The sequence below is a fragment of the Roseateles sp. PN1 genome, from assembly GCF_038419725.1.
Classification (GTDB): Bacteria; Pseudomonadota; Gammaproteobacteria; order Burkholderiales; family Burkholderiaceae_C; genus Paucibacter_A.
In genome coordinates this window covers 20,371-38,835 of sequence record NZ_JBCARA010000020.1, presented here as the reverse complement: position 1 = coordinate 38,835, position 18,465 = coordinate 20,371, and the positions used below count along the sequence as shown (strand labels likewise).

General features: G+C 66.1%; 8 protein-coding genes. 6 read left to right on the top strand and 2 right to left on the bottom strand.

Annotation, left to right across the window (positions count from 1 at the left end; translation table 11 throughout):
* Positions 1–71 precede the first annotated feature (71 nt).
* Positions 72–785: a response regulator gene (locus AABB87_RS22185; RefSeq protein ID WP_341973493.1), complete on the top strand. Its 714-nt coding sequence runs from the start codon at positions 72–74 to the stop codon at positions 783–785.
* Positions 770–2,182, top strand: a complete 1,413-nt coding sequence (locus tag AABB87_RS22180) for a sensor histidine kinase (RefSeq protein WP_341973492.1) — start codon at positions 770–772, stop codon at positions 2,180–2,182. Before AABB87_RS22185 ends, AABB87_RS22180 begins: the two co-directional genes overlap by 16 nt.
* Before the next feature lie 356 nt (positions 2,183–2,538).
* Here the strand turns inward: AABB87_RS22180 and AABB87_RS22175 are convergent, their stop codons facing one another.
* The gene (locus tag AABB87_RS22175; protein ID WP_341973491.1) at positions 2,539–2,979 is read right to left on the bottom strand and encodes a hypothetical protein; all 441 of its coding nucleotides are present in this window, start codon (positions 2,977–2,979) and stop codon (positions 2,539–2,541) included.
* Positions 2,980–3,493: 514 nt separating this feature from the next.
* A complete protein-coding gene (locus AABB87_RS22170; protein WP_341973507.1) occupies positions 3,494–4,117 on the bottom strand; it encodes an FMN-binding negative transcriptional regulator in 624 nt (207 codons plus the stop codon).
* A gap of 109 nt (positions 4,118–4,226) precedes the next feature.
* On the opposite strand from AABB87_RS22170, the gene pdxR reads away from it, so the two are divergent.
* From pdxR to AABB87_RS22150, 4 genes are all read left to right on the top strand, one after another.
* Positions 4,227–5,714: a MocR-like pyridoxine biosynthesis transcription factor PdxR gene (gene pdxR / locus AABB87_RS22165; protein WP_341973505.1), complete on the top strand. Its 1,488-nt coding sequence runs from the start codon at positions 4,227–4,229 to the stop codon at positions 5,712–5,714.
* A gap of 496 nt (positions 5,715–6,210) precedes the next feature.
* Positions 6,211–7,860: a TolC family protein gene (locus AABB87_RS22160; protein WP_341973490.1), complete on the top strand. Its 1,650-nt coding sequence runs from the start codon at positions 6,211–6,213 to the stop codon at positions 7,858–7,860.
* A 25-nt stretch (positions 7,861–7,885) separates the two neighbouring features.
* The gene (locus AABB87_RS22155; protein WP_341973489.1) at positions 7,886–8,692 is read left to right on the top strand and encodes an efflux RND transporter periplasmic adaptor subunit; all 807 of its coding nucleotides are present in this window, start codon (positions 7,886–7,888) and stop codon (positions 8,690–8,692) included.
* Between the two features lie 95 nt (positions 8,693–8,787).
* Entirely contained in the window at positions 8,788–18,444 is a 9,657-nt protein-coding gene (locus AABB87_RS22150) for a tandem-95 repeat protein (RefSeq protein WP_341973488.1), read from the top strand.
* The last annotated feature ends 21 nt before the right edge of the window (positions 18,445–18,465 follow it).

The window sequence follows — 18,465 nt, the reverse complement described above, 5'->3', positions numbered from 1 at the left end:
TTGTGCGTTCAAAACAGCTGCAAAGTGAAGCCACTTGCCTTTCCGTAAGCAAAGGCTGACAAGGTGAAGCCATGCGCATCTTGCTGATTGAGGACGACCCCTGCTTAGGCGCCAGCCTGGTGGAGGCCCTGTGCCGGGAGGGCTACACCGTTGACTTGCTGACGCAAGCGGAACAGGTGTGCATGGCCTTGCGCGATGTTCACTATGACGCCTTGCTGCTCGACATCGGCCTGCCGGGCATTGACGGGCTGAGCCTGCTGGGCCAGTTGCGTGCTCGCGCCTGCGCCTTGCCCATCATGCTGATCACCGCGCGTGACGACTGGGAGGACAAGGTGCGCGGACTTGATCTCGGCGCCGATGACTATTTGGCCAAGCCCTTTATGTTGCCGGAGCTGCTGGCACGCTTGCGGGCCTTGCTGCGCCGTGCCAGCGCCAACAAGCTCGCTTGCGTGCAACTCGGGGCCCTCGCGCTGGACATGGGCGAGCACAGCGCCAGCCTGAGCGGCGAGCCTTTGCCGCTTACCCGCAAAGAGTGGGCCTTGCTGCTGGAGCTGGTCATGCAGAGTCCGCAACTGGTGCCCAAACGCAAGCTGATAGACAGCCTGGGGCATTGGGACCGTGAACTCAGCGCCAATGCTCTCGAACTGCATGTCTCGCGCTTGCGACTCAAGCTCGCGGTGTCCGGTCTCAAGCTGGAAACCGTGCGGGGCCTGGGCTACCGCTTGCTGGAACAAGCGTCGGCCCGTGCCGAAGTGCCGCTGGATCGCCCATGCGACAGGCCCTGATGCAGCGCCTGAGTGCGGCCCTCGAGCGAGTCTCGCTGCGCACGCGATTGCTCGCCACTTTGGGTCTGTGGCTGGCATTGGTGCTGGCAGCCGGCTTGCTGCTGGATCTGCGCGGCGCCGAGCACTTGGCCGATCAAGCCTTCGACCAAGCTCTGCTGAACAATGCGGTGGCCTTGGCCGCCAGAGTGGAGATCGATTCCGACAACGATTTGGATGTGGACCTACCCCGGTCGGCCCAAGCCCTGCTGCAAGCCGATCCGCTGGACGAACTGTTTTTCGCCGTCTTCGATGGCGAGGCCAAGCTGATTTGGGGCGATATTCGGCTGGCCGCATTTGTCAACGCGCGGCCACCTGCCAATCAACTCAGCCTGCTCGGCCAACTCGAAGGGCAAGCGGTGCGAATCGTGACTTTGCATCACCAAGGCCCAGCGAAGCGGGCCAGCATCGTGGTGGCAGAGACACTGAACAAGCGCCGCGAGACCAGCTCGCAGATACGCGCCCGCTCCGAGCGCCTCGGCCTGATGCTGCTGGCGGCGGCGATGCTGGGGTTGTACTTCAGCACCCGCCGAATCCTGCAACCGCTTGAGCGCTTCGCACAGCAGATCGAGGCGCGCCAAGCGAGTGATTTGAGCCCCGTCACGCCGCCCAGCGGCAACAGCGAATCTGCCGTCCTGGCCGCTGCGCTCAACTCCTTGCTGGCGCGGCTGCGCGAAAGCGCTGCCGCACAACGGGAGTTCATTGGTGACACCGCCCACCAACTGCGCACACCGCTCGCCAGCCTGTCGCTGCAAATAGAAATGGCCATTGAAGATCTGGCCGCCGAGCCGGCCGCAGGGCCGGCGCAAGGCAAAAGGCTGCAATTGATGCAGAGTCTGGTCGCGCGTCTGCAGCGGTTGGTGCAGCGCATCTTGAGCCTGGAAAAAGCCAGCTCGGAATCCGGCGGCGGCTTGCCTGCACAAGTCATTGATCTGAACCTGACGGTCGAGGGCTGTGCGGCCGAGTTCATCGACCGCGCGGAACGCACCGGCATCGACCTCGGATTCGAACTAGAGCCGGCAACCATAGAAGGTTGGCCGGGCGAGTTGCATGAACTGCTGAGCAATTTGATCGACAACGCACTCACCCACGGCCGTGGCCCCGTCGTCGTTCGCACCCGGACGACGGCCGCCGCGGTGCTGCTCGAAGTCGAAGACCAAGGCATGGGGCTGGATGCGTCGCTGCAGCCCGAGCTCTTCCAACGGCATCGGCGGGGTGCTGCCAGTCAGGGCGAAGGCCTGGGATTGTTCATCGTCAAAGCCATCGCCGATCATCACGGCGCCAGCGTCAGCCTGCTGCCTGGCAAGGGGGATTCCGGCATGCTGGCTAGGGTCTCGTTCAACAAGCCTGCTCGCATCTGAACTCGATCGATTGCGCAAGGGTTTTGAAGGAGTCCGCCGAGCATGAAACATGCAGCGACGCTACGGACAGGAATCTGCGGTCGAATGTCGCTGAGCAGCCTGATGCTGAAGTCCCCCGGACTTCAGCTCCGCAACGGTTAGGGCTATTGATACAGCCAAGTCCACCGACCACTTCATGACACCACTTGGCAGATCGGGCGATAAGCGCGATCTCGGCGCCTTCGACGTGCCGAGGCTTGGCGCGCCAGCGCGAGAAGCTCAGGTATTCCTCGAGCTAGGGCTTGAAATTTGAGCCCTGACTCTGAGTCGCGCGTGACCTCGAGCCTGCGAGCCTGATCTCTGCGGGGACCGGCCGTTCATACCTTGGCGAGGAAGGCCGCCGCATCACCCGCTTCGCACTTCCAGTCTGCGAAGACCCCAACCAGATTGCATTCCACGCAGCGGCAAGCGATGTAGTACCAGCGCACGTTATGTGTGCCCTCGACCACGGAGACGCCGGACATCAGCTCGAATACCTCGTTCTCGCACACGCACTCGTGCGTCTCGGGCACGGATCCTTCAAGGTGGTCCGCGCTGTCGCCCATCAGGTGCTCCTCCCCGCAGTCGGTGCAGGTGCGGATGGCCACGCCGGCTTCTTCATCGGTCTGCAGCGCGAAGGTCCGGCACCCACATTCGCATTTGGAGGCCGCAAACCGGACGGCCTCATGGCGATTCGCAACGCTGTAGCTGCGCAGTTCGGCTTGGGTGTCGCCCGACGTCGTCCCGTACCAGAACTCGCCCTTCTTCGTCAGTGCCATTGATGCTGCTCCATTCTTCAAGGTGGGATTCCCGGCAGGCCCGACGCCAAACTCGCCCCAATCATCTGGATTGTGCCTGGAGGCCCGGCGAATCGTCGTCAAGGGACCTGGTCGGCGTGGTCGCCTGGAGCCGAGACGCATCGGCGACCGGCAGATGTGCAGCGATTGCGATCTTCCGCGACAGGTGGCCAAGTTCACAGTCAGGGATACGAAGCGTGGCCTGAGGTCGCACCAGCAGCGATGACCGCTGTCGGGGATGAAGCAGCACGCCAAGCAGTCTGGCCGCCGCTCACGGCGTCATCACGCCGCGAATGTCTGCTGTTCGGAATGGCGAATAGGGGCTCTCGACCCTGAACTGCCAATCGAGCCTCCGTGTTAGATCACTCTGATGTAGCCCAACACCACCGCTCTGCAGCAATAGCACGTCCGGCTTGTAAGGGACAGACGTACTGGCAGGAGAGCAGGCGCCCGGTGGTGTGCGCGCCAAGAATGAGCCGCCGGGTCGTTCTGTCAATCAGGGTGCACCGCGCATGGCACGCGCCAGTTCATCGTGGCCGCGCAAGGCCAGCGCATCGGCGGCCGAGAGCCGATCGCGCATTTCCTTGTTCTGGCTGAGCTTTGACTTGCCCACCAGGGAAGTCACGGCGATCTGGATGCCAACGATATTGCGCAACATCGCGTCGATGAATTCGGGCTCGGAGTCCGTCATCTTCCACGGCTTCGGTTCGGCCGCATCATGCTGGCGGGTGAGCCGGGCAACCACGCCGCGCACGAATCGCTCGTCATCGTGAACAGTCAATGTGCCGTGCGCATGCACGACTTCGTAGTTCCAGGTCGGCACCTGGCGGTGCGCCTCATGTTTGCTGGGATACCAGTTCGGCGAGATATAGGCCTGCGCGCCGCGGAAGACCACCATCACCGGCGTGCCCGAGGGGCATCGCTGCCACAGCGTGTTGGCGCGCGCCACGTGGGCGGTCAGCGTGCCCAGTGCGCCGGTGGCCGGGTCGAACTCGAAGGGGATGTGGTCGGCATCAAGGCCTGAGTCGCCATGCGTGACCAGCGCGCCAAGCGGGTGCTCGCGGACGATGCGGTGTAGCTCTGCGGGGTCGGTGATGGCGAAGTGCGCGGGGATGTACATGTGATGCAGCCGGGTGTAGGTGGTCAATGCCGAGGATGGCACTATCGAGCTCAACCGGCACAATGACAAGATCCAGTTTTTGCTTTTATGGGTGGGCCAGTTGAAACCGATGTCTGGGGCGCAGGCGGCTCGCGCGAACGGCGCAGGCCGACGAATCTACGAACACATCCGCGCGCAGATTAGCGAGGGCATCTGGGGCGTCGGTGCCCGAGTGCCATCCACGCGCGCGCTTGCGGCGGAGCTAGGCGTGTCGCGCACCACCGTCAGCGCGGCCTACGATCAGCTCGCCGCCGAGGGCTTCATCGTCACATCGCCGGCTCGGGCTGCGCGCGTGGCGGCAGTCGCTGCCGGCGCCACCTTGGCAAACGGCACTCGCGCGCGACCAGCTACCAAGCACCGGCCTGCGAAGCTTTCGGCGTTCGGCCAGCGGCTTCAGGCGATGCGCTTCACACCCATGCCTGCGTCAGCGCCACTGCGCTTCGACTTCCTCTACGGCGCCGTCGGCGCGCGTGACTTCCCGTCGATGAGCTGGCGCCGGGCCTACCTGGCGGCCTTGTTGGACCTGCAGTCCCGCCTCTATTACGCACCGCCGGAAGGCGACGAGGGCCTGCGCCGGGCACTGTCCGGCTACTTGGGGCGCACGCGGGGCCTGCGCTGCCTGCCCGAGCAGATCGTCGTGGTGAATGGCTCGCAACAGGCCATTGACTTGTGCGCGCGCGTGCTCCTCGATGCTGACGATACGTTCGTGTTCGAGGACCCGGGCTACTCGATGGCCCGACGCTGCTTCGAGGCCACCGGCGCACAAGGGCTGAACGTGCCTGTCGACGAGCACGGCATGGTGACGCAAGACTTGCCCGGCGATCACCGAGTTCGGCTGGCCTACGTGACGCCATCGCACCAATTTCCGCTGGGCGGCACGCTGCCGATCGCCCGTCGCCAAGAGCTGCTGGACTGGGCACGGCGGCAGTGCGCGTGGATTGTCGAGGACGACTACGACGGTGAGTTCCGCTATGGGCAACATCCCATCGATGCACTGGCTTCGCTGGATACCGACGGCCGCGTGATCTACGTGGGCACGTTCTCCAAGGCGCTGTCGCCGCAGCTGAGGCTGGGCTACCTCGTGCTGCCGACCGAACTGCAGGAGCCGTTCCAGAAGGCGAAACGACTGACGGATCGGCATGCGCCTGTGCTTGAGCAGCGCAGCATGGCGGCACTGATCGACAGCGGTGCTTATGAACGCCATGTGCGGCGCATGCGGCGCGAGTATGAGCGCCGACGGGAGGCACTGTTAAGTGCCATAGCGCGCGAGTTGCCCCAAGGCACAGAGATCCTGGGCGCGGCCGCCGGTCTGCATGTCGTGATGCGGTTGCCCCTGACCGGCTTGGGCGCCGAGTTGGCGCTCATCACTGCGGCCCGACGCCGCGGGGTGGCGGTTTATCCCTTGTCCACATCTTTTGCCACTCCCGCACGAAAACCACCGTCGCAAGGCGCGGCCTTCGTACTTGGCTATGCCAGCCTCAGCAGCACCCAAATCGTGGAAGGCGTACGTTTGCTTGGCGAGGCGGTTCGCGAACTATCGGGAAGCGACCTTGACTGAGTGACCCGGCTGTGGAGTAGTCGTCCCAGTGCGACCGCTTCTGGCCGGCAGTGTGAATTCGACGTTAGGCCCGGAGGCCGACCTTGGTTGGCAACTACTCACCCGCCGACTGGCGACCTTGTGACGAGCGCACAAACTGGCCGATAGCACCAAGCGGAGCAAATCCTCGACGAGCAGCCGGTAGGCTGTTCCGTGCCCATACCGGGCATTCAGTCCGTCGTGCAACCTTCCCAATTCCCCACACCTGCGTGACACATCGAGGCACACAAATACTGATCATGTACACAGTATTGTCAAGGCGCCCGTCCGCGATGACTCTGCCCCATGCACACCATCTCAAGCTGACTTACACCGGACCGCATCCACCGTCAACAAGCAAGAACTACTGCCATGCGTTGGCTGTCGAACTGAGCCAACTCGGTCGTTCATTTTTACAGGGCGCACATTTATCCGCGTGCTAGGCTGCAACTTCGACGTCTTCCAGCGGAGCTTTGCCATGGTCAGATTTGTTGCCTGCAGCCCTTCATCAGTTGCTCGACAGAAGGACACTGAGTCTGAGGGCCACGATCCCGGGCGGACTCGATCGGCAGCAGCAGCGAATGGCAAAGCGCAGCGTCGCTCGCCCTGGCAGCTCGCCAGTGTGCTCGGCTTGGCCGCGCTGATGGCGGCATGCGCCAGCGTACAGCCAGAGCCGCTGAAAGTTGGCGAGATCAAGTCGCAGGCCGCGCTGGACCGCAGCCAGTCTCAGCAAGGCGTCGATCCGATCACCGGGCCGCTAAGCCTGGAGGAAGCGATCGCGCGGGCACTGAAGTTCAATCTGGACCGACGCACCCGGCTGATGGAAGAAGCCATCGCGTTCAACCAGCTAGACGCCAGCCGCTACGACATGCTTCCAAAGCTGGTGGCGTCGGCCGGCTACAGCACACGCAGCGAGTACGCGACCAGCCGGGCGGTCGACTCCGTTACCGGTCAGCCCTCGCTGGCCAACCCCTTCATCTCCAGCGACAAGAGCCACACGACCGGTGATCTCGGCCTGACCTGGAGTCTGCTGGACTTCGGCCTGTCCTACTACGGCGCCAAGCAGAACGCGGACCGCGCGCTGATCGCCGTCGAGCGCCGCCGCAAGGCCATGCATCTGCTGATCCAGGACGTTCGCAGCGCCTTCTGGCGCACTGCCAGCGCGCAGAAGCTGCGCGGTGAAGTCAAGTCGGCCATCAGCCTGGCAGAGGACGCCTTGAGTGACGCCCGCAAGGCCGAGGACGAGCGCCTGCGCTCGCCGCTGGATGCGCTGCGCTACCAACGCCAGCTGCTGGAGAACCTGCGCCTGCTGGAGTCGATCGACCAGGAACTGGCCACCGCACGCATCGAGCTGGCCCATCTGGTCAATGCACCGGCCGGCACGGAACTGCAGGTACTGGAGTCGAACGGCACGCTGAGCCGGCGCATGCTGGAACTGCCGATTGAAACGATGGAGGCCGCGGCCATCGCAGGCAATGCCGATCTGCGCGAGCAGTTCTACAACACCCGCCTGGCCAGCGACGAGGCGCGCAAGGTGCTGCTGCGCCTGTTCCCAAACCTGAACCTGAACCTGGGCCTGAAGTACGACAACGACAAGTACCTGGTCCATGACAACTGGAATGCCGCCGGAGCCCAGCTGTCCTTCAACCTGCTGAATCTGTTCTCCCTGCCCTCGCAGCGCAAACTGGCCGAAGCCGGGGTCACGCTGGCCGAGCAGCGCCGCCTGGCGGCGCAGATGGCCTTGCTGGCCCAGATCCACATCGCCCGCCTGCAGTACGCCAACGCGCTGCAGCAGTACCAGCGCTCGGATGCGATCTGGGTCGTCGATGACCGCATCAAGACGCATATGAGCAACCGCGAGCAAGCCCAGGCATCCAGCAAGCTCGAGACCGTGGCCAACCACACGACCGCCATCCTGAGCCAGCTGCGCCGCTACCAATCGCTTGCGCAAGCCCATGCCGCGGCCAGCCGGCTGCAAGCCACGCTGGGCATGGAGCCGCAGCTGGGCAGCGTCCACGAGGCCAGTCTGGCCGAGCTGAAGGCGGCCATCGCGGCTGCGATCCAGCGCTGGGAAGCAGGCGATCTGCCGAGCCACAGCGAACTCGCCGCGCCGGCCTCGGCTGGTTGAGCCAGTCATCAATCAGGCGGTCCGGATGCGTGAGTTTGCTTGCCACTTCAGCCGGGGCTTGAGTGCCCTGGCCACCCTCTTGCTCGCGGCATCGGTGCATGCGCAGGCGCCGTTGCCAACGCCGGGCACCTCGGCAGCGGCCGCCCCCAAACCCAGCCTGGAGCAGCGCGAGATCCGCGCCCAACTGGCGCCGCATCGCTACACCACGCTGGCCGCCGAGATCGGCGCCAAGATCCAGCGCCTGCCGGTGCAGGACGGCGGCAGCTTCCGCGCCGGCCAGGTGCTGGTGAGCTTCGACTGCTCGCTGCAGCAGGCGCAGCTGAACAAGGCCCGTGCCGCCCTGGTCGGCGCTGAGAAAAGCTGGGCCGCCAACAAGCGCCTGGCCGAGCTGAACTCGGTCGGCCGGGTCGAGCTGGACCTGTCCGAGGCCGAGGTGCAGAAGAACCAGGCCGAGCTCGCCGCCATGAGCACCATGTTGGCCAAATGCAGCATCAGCGCGCCCTTCTCGGGCCGGGTGGCCGAGCAGAAGGCGCGCGAGCAGCAGTACATCCAGCCGGGCCAGGCCATTCTGGACATCATCGATGACAGCGTGCTGGAGCTGGAATTCTTGGTGCCCAGCAAATGGCTGGCTTGGATGAAGGTCGGCCATGTCTTCCAGGTCGGCATCGACGAGACCCGCAAGAGCTACCCGGCCAAGGTCCAGCGCATCGCCGCGCGGGTCGATCCGGTCAGCCAGTCGGTGCGTCTGGTGGCGACCATCAGTGGCCGCTACCCGGAGCTGATCGCCGGCATGAGCGGCCGGGTCAGCATCGTCGCGCCGGGCGGCCAGTAAGTCGGCGCGCAGGCTCCAACACAGGCACCAAGCAAGCCCCACGCACGCCCTGCAGCACACCCAGCGGACCTTGTCCATTTGCCGGAGATTTCAGCATGAACCGCATTTACAACTCCATCTGGAACGAAGTCACTCAGGCTTTCGTCGCGGTCGGCGAGCATGTGAGCGGCCGCGGCAAGCGCAGCAGCAGCCGGCGCGAAGGTCCGGCCGAGGGGCCGCGGCAGATCCTGCACGCCCGCCCGCAGATGATGGCACTGGAGGCGAGGCTGATGTTCGACGGCGCGGGCCTGGCCACTGCTGTGGAAGCCGAGCACCATGCGGAACCGGCGGCCGAGGCGGCAAAGGCAGTGCCGGAGCCCGTTCGGGCGACGCCTGTTGACCATGGTGCAGCAGGGCAACGCACCGAGATCGTGTTCGTGGAGGGCAATGTCGCGAACTACCAGACCTTGCTGAACGGGCTCAAGCCGGGCACCGAAGTCCATGTGCTGGACTCCACCCAGGACGGACTGGCGCAGATCGCGGCCGCGCTGGCCGGGCGCAGCGATATCGATGCCCTGCACATCCTCTCCCACGGTGCCAAGGGCGTGCTGGGCCTGGGGTCGGTGACCCTGACCAGCGAGAACATGGCCGCCCATGCCGACAAGTTGGCCGCCATCGGTGCCAGCCTGGCTCCTCAGGGCGATGTGCTGCTGTATGGCTGCAATGTTGCAGCCGGCGCCGAAGGCCAGGCTTTTGTGGACGCCATGGCGCGCGCCACCCAAGCCGATGTGGCAGCCTCTGTCGACGCCACGGGCGCGGCTGCACTGGGCGGCAACTGGGTCCTGGAATCGAAGTCCGGTGAGGTGGCCGACACTCAACCGATCAGCAACCTCGCCTACGACGCCATCCTGCCCGCACCACGCGTGGCCAATCCGGGCACGGGCAACACCGCGGTCTATACCCGGCCTGGGGGCATCAGTGACACCTGGAGCTTTGGAACCTGTGAAATCCCTGGTCATGGCACACAGCCTACGACCACCGTCGCCTTTGGCGCCGGCACCCTGAATCGTGGCAGCTTCGAGTACAGCAGCAATGGCGGGGCGTCCTGGACAACCTACAACTACGATGGCAACTTCAGCTCCTACATCACCGTGGCTGGCACGACCTGGCGCTTTGTCGACAGCCTGCCCGCGAACACCACCTCGACCAATTCCTTTTTCATCGGCTATCAGTCCTCTGGGGTTCCCAACTCCACCACCACCTCAGGCATGTTCGTGGGCCCCGACAATGCGCCGACGGACATCGGCAGCAACCGCAACTACGTCTTGTCGGACGCCAGCCAGAACATGGCGGCGGCCACGCTGACCCCAGCCGACACGGGTTACACCACGGGCGGCGTCTGGGCCATCGACAGCCAGTCGGTCGCCAATCTGTTCACCATTGCTCCCGTGGCCAATGGCAACACAGCCACTTTGAGCATGGGCACGGGCGTGCTGCCGGCCGTGGGACAGACGGTCACGGTCACGGCTCGTTACTACGACCGCTATCAGACCGACAACAGCAACAACCCGATCAATGGCCAGGGCTATTCCAAGACCCTGACCTACACCGTGGTCTCGGCCACTTCGCAGGACCTGAACTTCGGTGACGACCTGGACGTCAGCAGCACCGCCACCCGGGACCAGACGAATGCCAGCGTGACCACGCTCAGCAATGGCAACTTCGTGTCGGTCTGGCAGAGCGATGGCCAGGGCGGTGAGTCTGCAGGTCAGAACGGCATCTATGCCCGCATCTACGACGCCATGGGCGCGCCGCTGAGCGCTGAGTTCGCCATCACCACCGCCGCCAACGGCGTGGACGAGATCACGCCGGTAGTCACCGCGCTGAACGGCGGCCGCTTCGCCGTGGCCTACACGACGACCGGCACCGGCCGCGACATTGGCTACCGCATCGTCGAGGCCAATGGCACGGTGGGCAGCCAGCTGATCGCCAACACCGCCACTGCCGGCGATCAAGCCGCACCGACGATGGCCACGCTGAGCGATGGATCCTTCGTCATCGCCTGGACCACCGCCGCCGGCGTCCAGGCCCAGAAATTCAATGCCGCCGACGGCAGCAAAAACGGCGGTGAGCTGAGCCTGGACGCCAGCGGCGGCAATGTCAGTCCCAGCCTGGCCGCCCTCAGCGATGGCAGCTACGTGCTGGCCTGGGGTGACAGCAACAGCTACAACATCAAGGCCGTGGTAAGCAGCGCGCCGTCCACCGTCATCGACGTCACCAGCGACGGCCTGGCCTCCTCCGACGTGGCCAACAGCGGCCTGCCGGCCGCCAAGGTCGTCGGCCTGAGCGGCGGCGGCTTCGTTGTCGCCTGGAGCGCCTACGACGCCGGCTACGCGCAGTGCGACATCTACTTCCAGCGCTACAACAATGCCGGCGCGGCCCAGGGCAGCATCACCCAGGCCAATACCAGCGGCGCAGCCGGCACCTACAAGGATGCAGCGACGATTGCCGCCCTGTCAGGCGGCGGCTTCGTTATCGGCTGGCAGGCCGACACCGGCGACTACGACGAGTCCGGCCTGTTCGGCCGCCGGTTCTCGGCCACCGGCGTGGCCGTGGACGGCAGTGACTTCGAGATCAACCAGTACCGCCGCGGCCACCAGAACACGGTCGCGTTGACCGGCGTCGGCAGCGATCGCTTTGCCGCCGTCTGGACCGACAACAGCTCAGACGGTGCCAGCAACAAGGGCGTGGAAGGCCGACTGCTGCTGCCGCCGAATGCGGCCCCGGTGTTCGTCGGCGCCACCACCACGCTGAGCGCCAACGAGAACAGCAGCGCCGTCGACGTCAAGAACCTGCTGCACATCAGCGACAGCGACAGCGGCCAAACGCTGACCTGGTCGCAGAGCTCGGCGCCCAGCCATGGCAGTTTGAGCTTTAGCGCTGCCACCGCCAGCTCCGGCGGCGGCGACATCACGCCCGGCGGCACCATCACGTACACACCGACCGCCGGCTACACCGGTGGCGACAGCTTCACCGTGCAGGTCAGCGATGGCAGCGGCGGCACGGTCACACGCACCATCACCGTCACCGTCAATGACGTCGACCCAGTGCTGGGCAACGCGACGATGAGCGTCAATGAGAACGTGGCCGACGGCAGCGCCGTGGGCACGATCAGCGCGACGGGGGACACCAATGGTCTGAGCTACGCCATCACCGGCGGCAGCGGCCAGGGCCTGTTCACGATCAACAGCAGCACCGGCGCCATCAGCGTAGCGGCAGGCGCCGATCTCGACTACGAAGCTGCTAGCAGCCTGACGCTGACGGTCACCGTCGACGACGAGGACGCCGGCAGCACTGCCGACGCCACGGCAACGGTCACCGTCAATCTGAACAATCTGGCCGAGCCGGCGGATCAGAACTTCGAATCCAGCAGCAGCAATGGCAACTCCAGCACCAGCCGCACCATCGACAACCTCGTGTTCAGCAGCAATGGCGGAGCCCAAGTCGACATCGTCGACGACGTGAATGGCTACTTTTCAGATACGTTCAACAACTTCACTGGCAAAGCCATCTTCAACGACACAATTTTCTCCGCCGACGCGAACACCACCTACTTTCAGTTCAGCTCGCTGGGCCTCGCTGATGACTTCCGGCTGATCTCACTGGCCGCCAACGCGCTGGACAATATAGGAGGCTTCCCGAGCAACTTCATCATCACTGGCTATCAAGGCGGATCCAGCGGCACCGTGGTGGCACAGGTGACCGGCTTCAATTTCGCGCTGAGCTCCACGTATGGGGCCGGCAATTCGGCGATCATCTACAGCAAAGACTCCGCCGTCTACAACGGTGGCAATTTGAGCTTCGGCAGTGCCTGGAACAATATCGACACGGTGCGATTCACCGCCACAGCAGGCGGCGGGGTGGGATTGGCCCTGGACACCCTCAACCTCAGCGCCGCCACGCCGCCCAATCTCGCGCCCAGCTTTGTCGGTGCCACCACCACCCTGACGGTGGACGAGAACTCCGGCGCGGCCGACATCAAGAGCCTGCTGCATGCCAGCGACGCCGACAGCGGCCAGACCCTGACCTGGTCGCAGAGCGCAGCGCCCAGCCATGGCACGCTGAGCTTCAGCGCAGCCACGGCCAGTTCCGGCGGCGGCGACATCACCCCCGGCGGCACCATCACCTACACACCGACCGCCGGCTACTCGGGCAGCGACAGCTTCACCGTGCAGGTCAGTGACGGCAATGGCGGCACGGCCACCCGCACCATCACGGTGACGACCACTGACATCAACCCGGTGATCAGCAACGCCAGCGTAGGCCTGGCCGAGAACAGCGGCAATGGCACGGCCGTGACCACGGTCACTGCGAGCACCGACACCAATGGCCTGAACTACGCCATCACCGGCGGCAACACCGGCGGCGCCTTCGCCATCAATGCCGCGACCGGCGCCATCACCGTGGCCAATGCGGCGGCCCTGGACTACGAGAGCAACCCCAGCTTCAGCCTGACCGTGACCGTGGACGACGAGGACGGCGACAGCACCGCCGACTCCACCGCCACCATCACCATCAATCTCAGCAATGTCAACGAAGCGCCGGTGAATACCGTGCCCGGCGCCCAGACCTTCAACGAAGACGCGGTGCTGGTCTTCTCTGCGGGCAACGGCAATGCGCTCTCGGTCGGCGATGTCGATGCCGGCAGCATCCTGACCACCGTGCTCTCCGTCGGCGCCGGCAAGGGCAGCCTCAGTGTCACGCTCGGCGGCGGCGCCAGCATCAGCGGCGACGGCACGAACTCGGTGCAGATCGTCGGCACGGCCGCCCAGGTGCAGGCTGCCCTGGCCTCGGTCAGCTACACACCGACGGCCAATGCCTTTGGCGCCGGCTACGCGACGCTGACGATCAGCAGCAGCGACAACGGCGCAGGCACGCTCAATGACAGCGACACCGTCACCCTCAACCTCAATGCCGTGGCCGACACACCCAGCGTCACCGGCGCAGCGACAACGCCGGCCACGCAGAGCAGCAGCGGCCTGGTGTTCAGCCGCAATGCCGCCGACGGCGCCGAAGTCAGTCATTTCAAGATCACCGGCATCAGCAATGGCACGCTATACCTGAACGACGGCACGACCGTCGTCAGCGAGGGCAGTTTCATCACCTTCGCCCAGGGCAGCGCCGGCCTGAAGTTCACCCCCAGCGGCGCCAGCGACGGCAGCTTCAACGCCCAGGCCTCGCTGAGCAACAACGACGGCGGCCTCGGCGGCGCCCTGGTGCAGGCCATCATTTCCACCGGCATCGCCGTGGCCAGCACAACTATCAACGAGGACAGCGACTCCGGCGCCATCACCATCTCCGGCACCGATGCCTTCTACAAGCTCAGCGCCATCAGCGGCGGCACGCTGTACAGCGATGCAGGCTACACCAGCGTCATCGCCGAGGGCAGCTTCATCGCCAGCGCCGGCATCAGCACCTCGGTCTACTTCCGGCCCACGGCCAATTTCAATGGCAGCGCCGGCTTCTCGGTGCGCGGCTCCAGCAGCAACAACGACGGCGGCCTGGCCGGCAGCACGGTCAACTCGCTGATCACCGTCACCGCCGTCAATGACGCGCCGACGCTGGGCGGGGTCAACCATGTCTTCACCGGCACCAACGAGGACACGGCCAGCGCCGGCGACCTGGTGTCCGACATCCTGGCCAGCGGCGGCTGGGTCGATGTGGACAGCGGCGCCCTCGCCGGCCTGGCCCTGACGGCCAGCAGCGGCAACGGCAGCTGGCAGTACTCGACCGATGGCACGAACTGGGCGGCCGTCGGCGCCGTGTCCGGCAACAGCGCCCTCCTGCTCAGCGCCAGCAGCCGCCTGCGCTATCTGCCCGACGGGCAGAACGGTGAGACCGCCACCCTCGCCTACCGTGCCTGGGATCAGAGCAGCGGCACGGCCTCGACTTTCGGCAGCGCGCAAAAGGTCAGCACCGCCAGCAATGGCGGCAGCAGCGCCTTCTCCAGCGCGAGCGGCAGCGCCTCCATCGTGGTCAGCGCCGTCAACGATGCGCCGAGCCTTGGCGCCGTCACCCCGGCCAGCTATGTCGACACCAGCGCCGCCGACAGCTTCGGCAATGACAGCGGCAGCCTGGCCGGCGCCGACGTCGACGCGGGCGCCAGCCTGGTCTACGGCATCACCGGCGGCACCGTGGCCGGCGGCTTCAGCACCCTGGTCGGCAGCTACGGCACGCTGAGCGTCAACACCAGCACCGGCGCCTACGTCTACACGCCGAATGCGGCGGCCATCAACAGCCTGTCGGCCAATGGCAGCGAGAGCTTCACCGTCAGCGTGTCTGACGGCGTCAGCAGTGCCACGGCCAGCTACACCGTCAACTTCACCGGCGCTAATGACGCGCCGCTGCTGCCCACGCCGGCCGCGGCCAATCTGGTCGACACCGCGGCCAACGACAGCTTCGCCAATGTCAACGGTAGTCTGGGCGGCAGCGACGCCGAGGGTGGCGCGCTCAGCTACGCCATCAGCGGCGGCACCCTGGCCGGCGGCTTCAGCAGCAAGGCCGGCAGCTACGGCACGCTGTCGGTCAATACCGCCACCGGCGCCTACGTATTCGCCCCGGACAGCGCCGCCATCAATGCACTGGGCGCCAACACCAGCGAAACCTTCACCATCAGCCTGTCGGATGGCAACAGCAGCGTCAACACCAGCTACACGGTCAATCTGACGGCCGCCAACGACACCCCGGTGCTGACGGCGCCGACCCCGGTCAGCTACACCGATACCGAGGCCAACGACAGCTTCGCCAGCGCAAGCGGCAATCTTGTCGGCAACGACCGCGAAGCCGGCAGCACGCTGACCTACGGCGTCAGCGGTGGCACGGTGGCCGGCGGCATCAGCACCCTGGTCGGCGTGCACGGCAGCCTGGCCGTCAACACCACGACCGGCGCTTATGTGTACACACCCAATGCGGCGGCCATCAACGCCCTGGTGGCCAGCACCAGCGAGACCTTCACCCTGACCCTGTCGGACGGCAGCGCCACCGGCACGGCCAGCTATGTGGTCAATCTGATCAAGGCCAACCAGGCGCCGCAGCTGAGCCCGGTCAGCGTCAGCTATGTGGATACGGCCGGCGCCGACGTCTTCGGCGCCAGCACCGGCAATTTGGCCGGCAGCGACCCCGACGCCGGCAGCACGCTCAGCTATGCGATCAACGGCGGCAGCAGCAGCAGCGGCGGCTTCAGCGTGTTGCAAGGCCTGTACGGCAGCCTCAGCGTCAACACCGCCACCGGTGCCTACAGCTATACGCCGAACGACGCTGCCATCAACGCGCTGACCGGCAACACGAGCGAGACTTTCACGGTCAGCATCTCCGATGGCCAGCTCAGCAGCAGCGCCAGCTTCACCGTCAATGTGACGGCCGGCAACGATGCACCGCAGCTGCAGGCGCCGGCACCGCTGCGCTTCGAGGACACGGCGGCGAACGACAATTTCGCGGCCAGCAATGGCAGCCTCAGCGCCATTGACGCAGAAGGCGGAGGCCTGAGCTACAGCCTGCAGGGCGGCACCGTGGCCGGCGGCTTCAGCACCCTGGTCGGCAGCTACGGCACGCTGCGTCTGAACACCAGCACCGGCGCCTACAGCTACAGCCCCAATGACGCGGCCATCAACGGCCTGCTCAGCGATGCCTCCGAGCGCTTCGTGCTCAGCGTCAGCGACGGCAATGGTGGCAGCAGCAGCATGAACCTGGACGTGCAACTCAGCGGCCGCAATGACGCGCCCCAGCTGCCTACCCCGCGGGCCGCCCAGTACAACGACCGCATGACGCCGCAAGAGCTGCTGCCGACCCGCGGCAACTTGCAAGGCAGTGACGGCGATGCCGGCAGCAGCCTGAGCTACAGCATTGCCGGCGGCGTCACGACGGACGGCATCAGCCGCCTGCAAGGCCGCTACGGCAGCCTAAGCCTGAACACCGCGACCGGCGCCTACGTCTACACGCCGGATGCGCAGGCCATCACCAACCTGGGTGCCGATGCCAGCGAGAGCTTCAATCTGCAGGTCTCGGACGGCAGCGCGCAGAGCAGCGCCGTCTTCAGCGTCAATATCAGTGCCAGCAACAACGCGCCAGTGATCAGCGCGCCGGCCGACCTAGTCTTCAGCGACACCGCCGCGGCCGACAGCTTCAACGAGATCCTGGGCCGCCTCGCGGTCAGCGATGCCGAGGGCGGCAGCCTCAGCTACGGCCTGGTCGGCGGCACCACAGCCGGTGGTTTCAGCACGCTGCGCGGCCGCTTCGGCAGCCTGGTGCTGAACAACAACGACGGCAGCTACCGCTACATCCCCGACAACGCCGCCATCAATGGACTGGCCGGCGCGGCCGAGGAGAGCTTCGAATTGAGCGTGTCCGACGGCAGCAACAGCAGCAGCACCGTCTTGCGCGTGCGGCTCGAGGGCAGCAACGACGCGCCGCGCGTCGGCAGCTTGCCGGCCAATGTCGAGATCCGCCAGGACCAGACACTGGCCCTGACCCTGCCAGCCGATGCTTTCAGCGACCCAGACAGCACAGCACCGCTGAGCTTGAGCCTGAGCCTGGCTGACGGCAGCCCCCTGCCCGCCTGGCTGCGCTTCGACCCGGCCACTGGCAGCCTGAGCGGCACGCCGGGCACGGCGGACAGCGGCCTGCTGCGCCTGCGCCTGACGGCCAGCGACAGTGGCGGCGCCACCGCCAGCAGCGAGTTCCAGATCGCGATCACGGCGGTGGCACCGCCTCCGCCGGTACCCGAGCCGCCGCCGGCCCCGCCGCCACCGGCTCCGCCCGCACCTGTGCCGGCTCCAGCACCGGTGCCCGCCCCCAGCCTGCCACCGGCCGTGGACACCGGCCTGACCCAGGACACCCGCCCCGGCGCGCCGAACCTGCCCTCGCCGCTGCAGCCTTTGCAGCCTCTCCTGCCCGTGCAGCCGCTGCCGGTCGATCTGGCGCCAGCGCCGGCTCCGGCAGCGCTTGCACCGGTGCCTGCACCGGCACCGCTCGCCGCTCCAGCGGCCGCGCCACAGCCGAGCGGCCCGGTCACCGCAGCGCCGGCCCGGGACACCGTCGCCACCGGCACGCCGAACAGCGCGGCCCCGGTGCTGACCAGCAGCGGCGGCAGTGGCGGCGCTTTCCAGATCGCAGTCACCCAGGCCGACCAGCCGGCCCTGGTGCTGTTCAAGGGCGTGCCGGACCAGGCCATCACCAGCGGCGGCAGACTCAGCTTCGCCATTCCGGCCGATGCATTTGCTCATACCGATGCAGGCGCCGTCGTGCAGCTGGCGGCCAGCCAGGTCAATGGTCAGCCGCTGCCGGCCTGGCTCAGTTTCAATGCCAGCAATGGCAGCTTCAACGGCACACCGCCGCAGGGGCTGCGCGGCGATCTCAGCGTGCGGGTGGTGGCGCGCGACCAAGACGGGCGCGAGGTGGTCGCCATCTTCCGCATCACGGTCAGCGTCGGCACCGGGGCGGCCACCTCGGGCCGCAGCATGCCCGCGGCGGACCTGAACTCTGGCGAGCTGCAGGCCGAGCCTGATGCGCTGCCCGCCGACGAACTGAGCTTCGAGTTCATCGGCAGCGAGCCGCGCGATCCGCACACGGACGGCCACAAGCGCGACGCCCAGCCCAAGCCGCTGGCGCAGCTGAAACCGAGCGGCCGGGCCAGCTTCAGTGAGCAGATCCGCATGGCCGGCCGCGGCCAGCCGCTGGAGCGAGCCGTGGCCGCGCCGCCGCGGAGCGCTGCCTGATGCAGCCCATCATTGAACAGG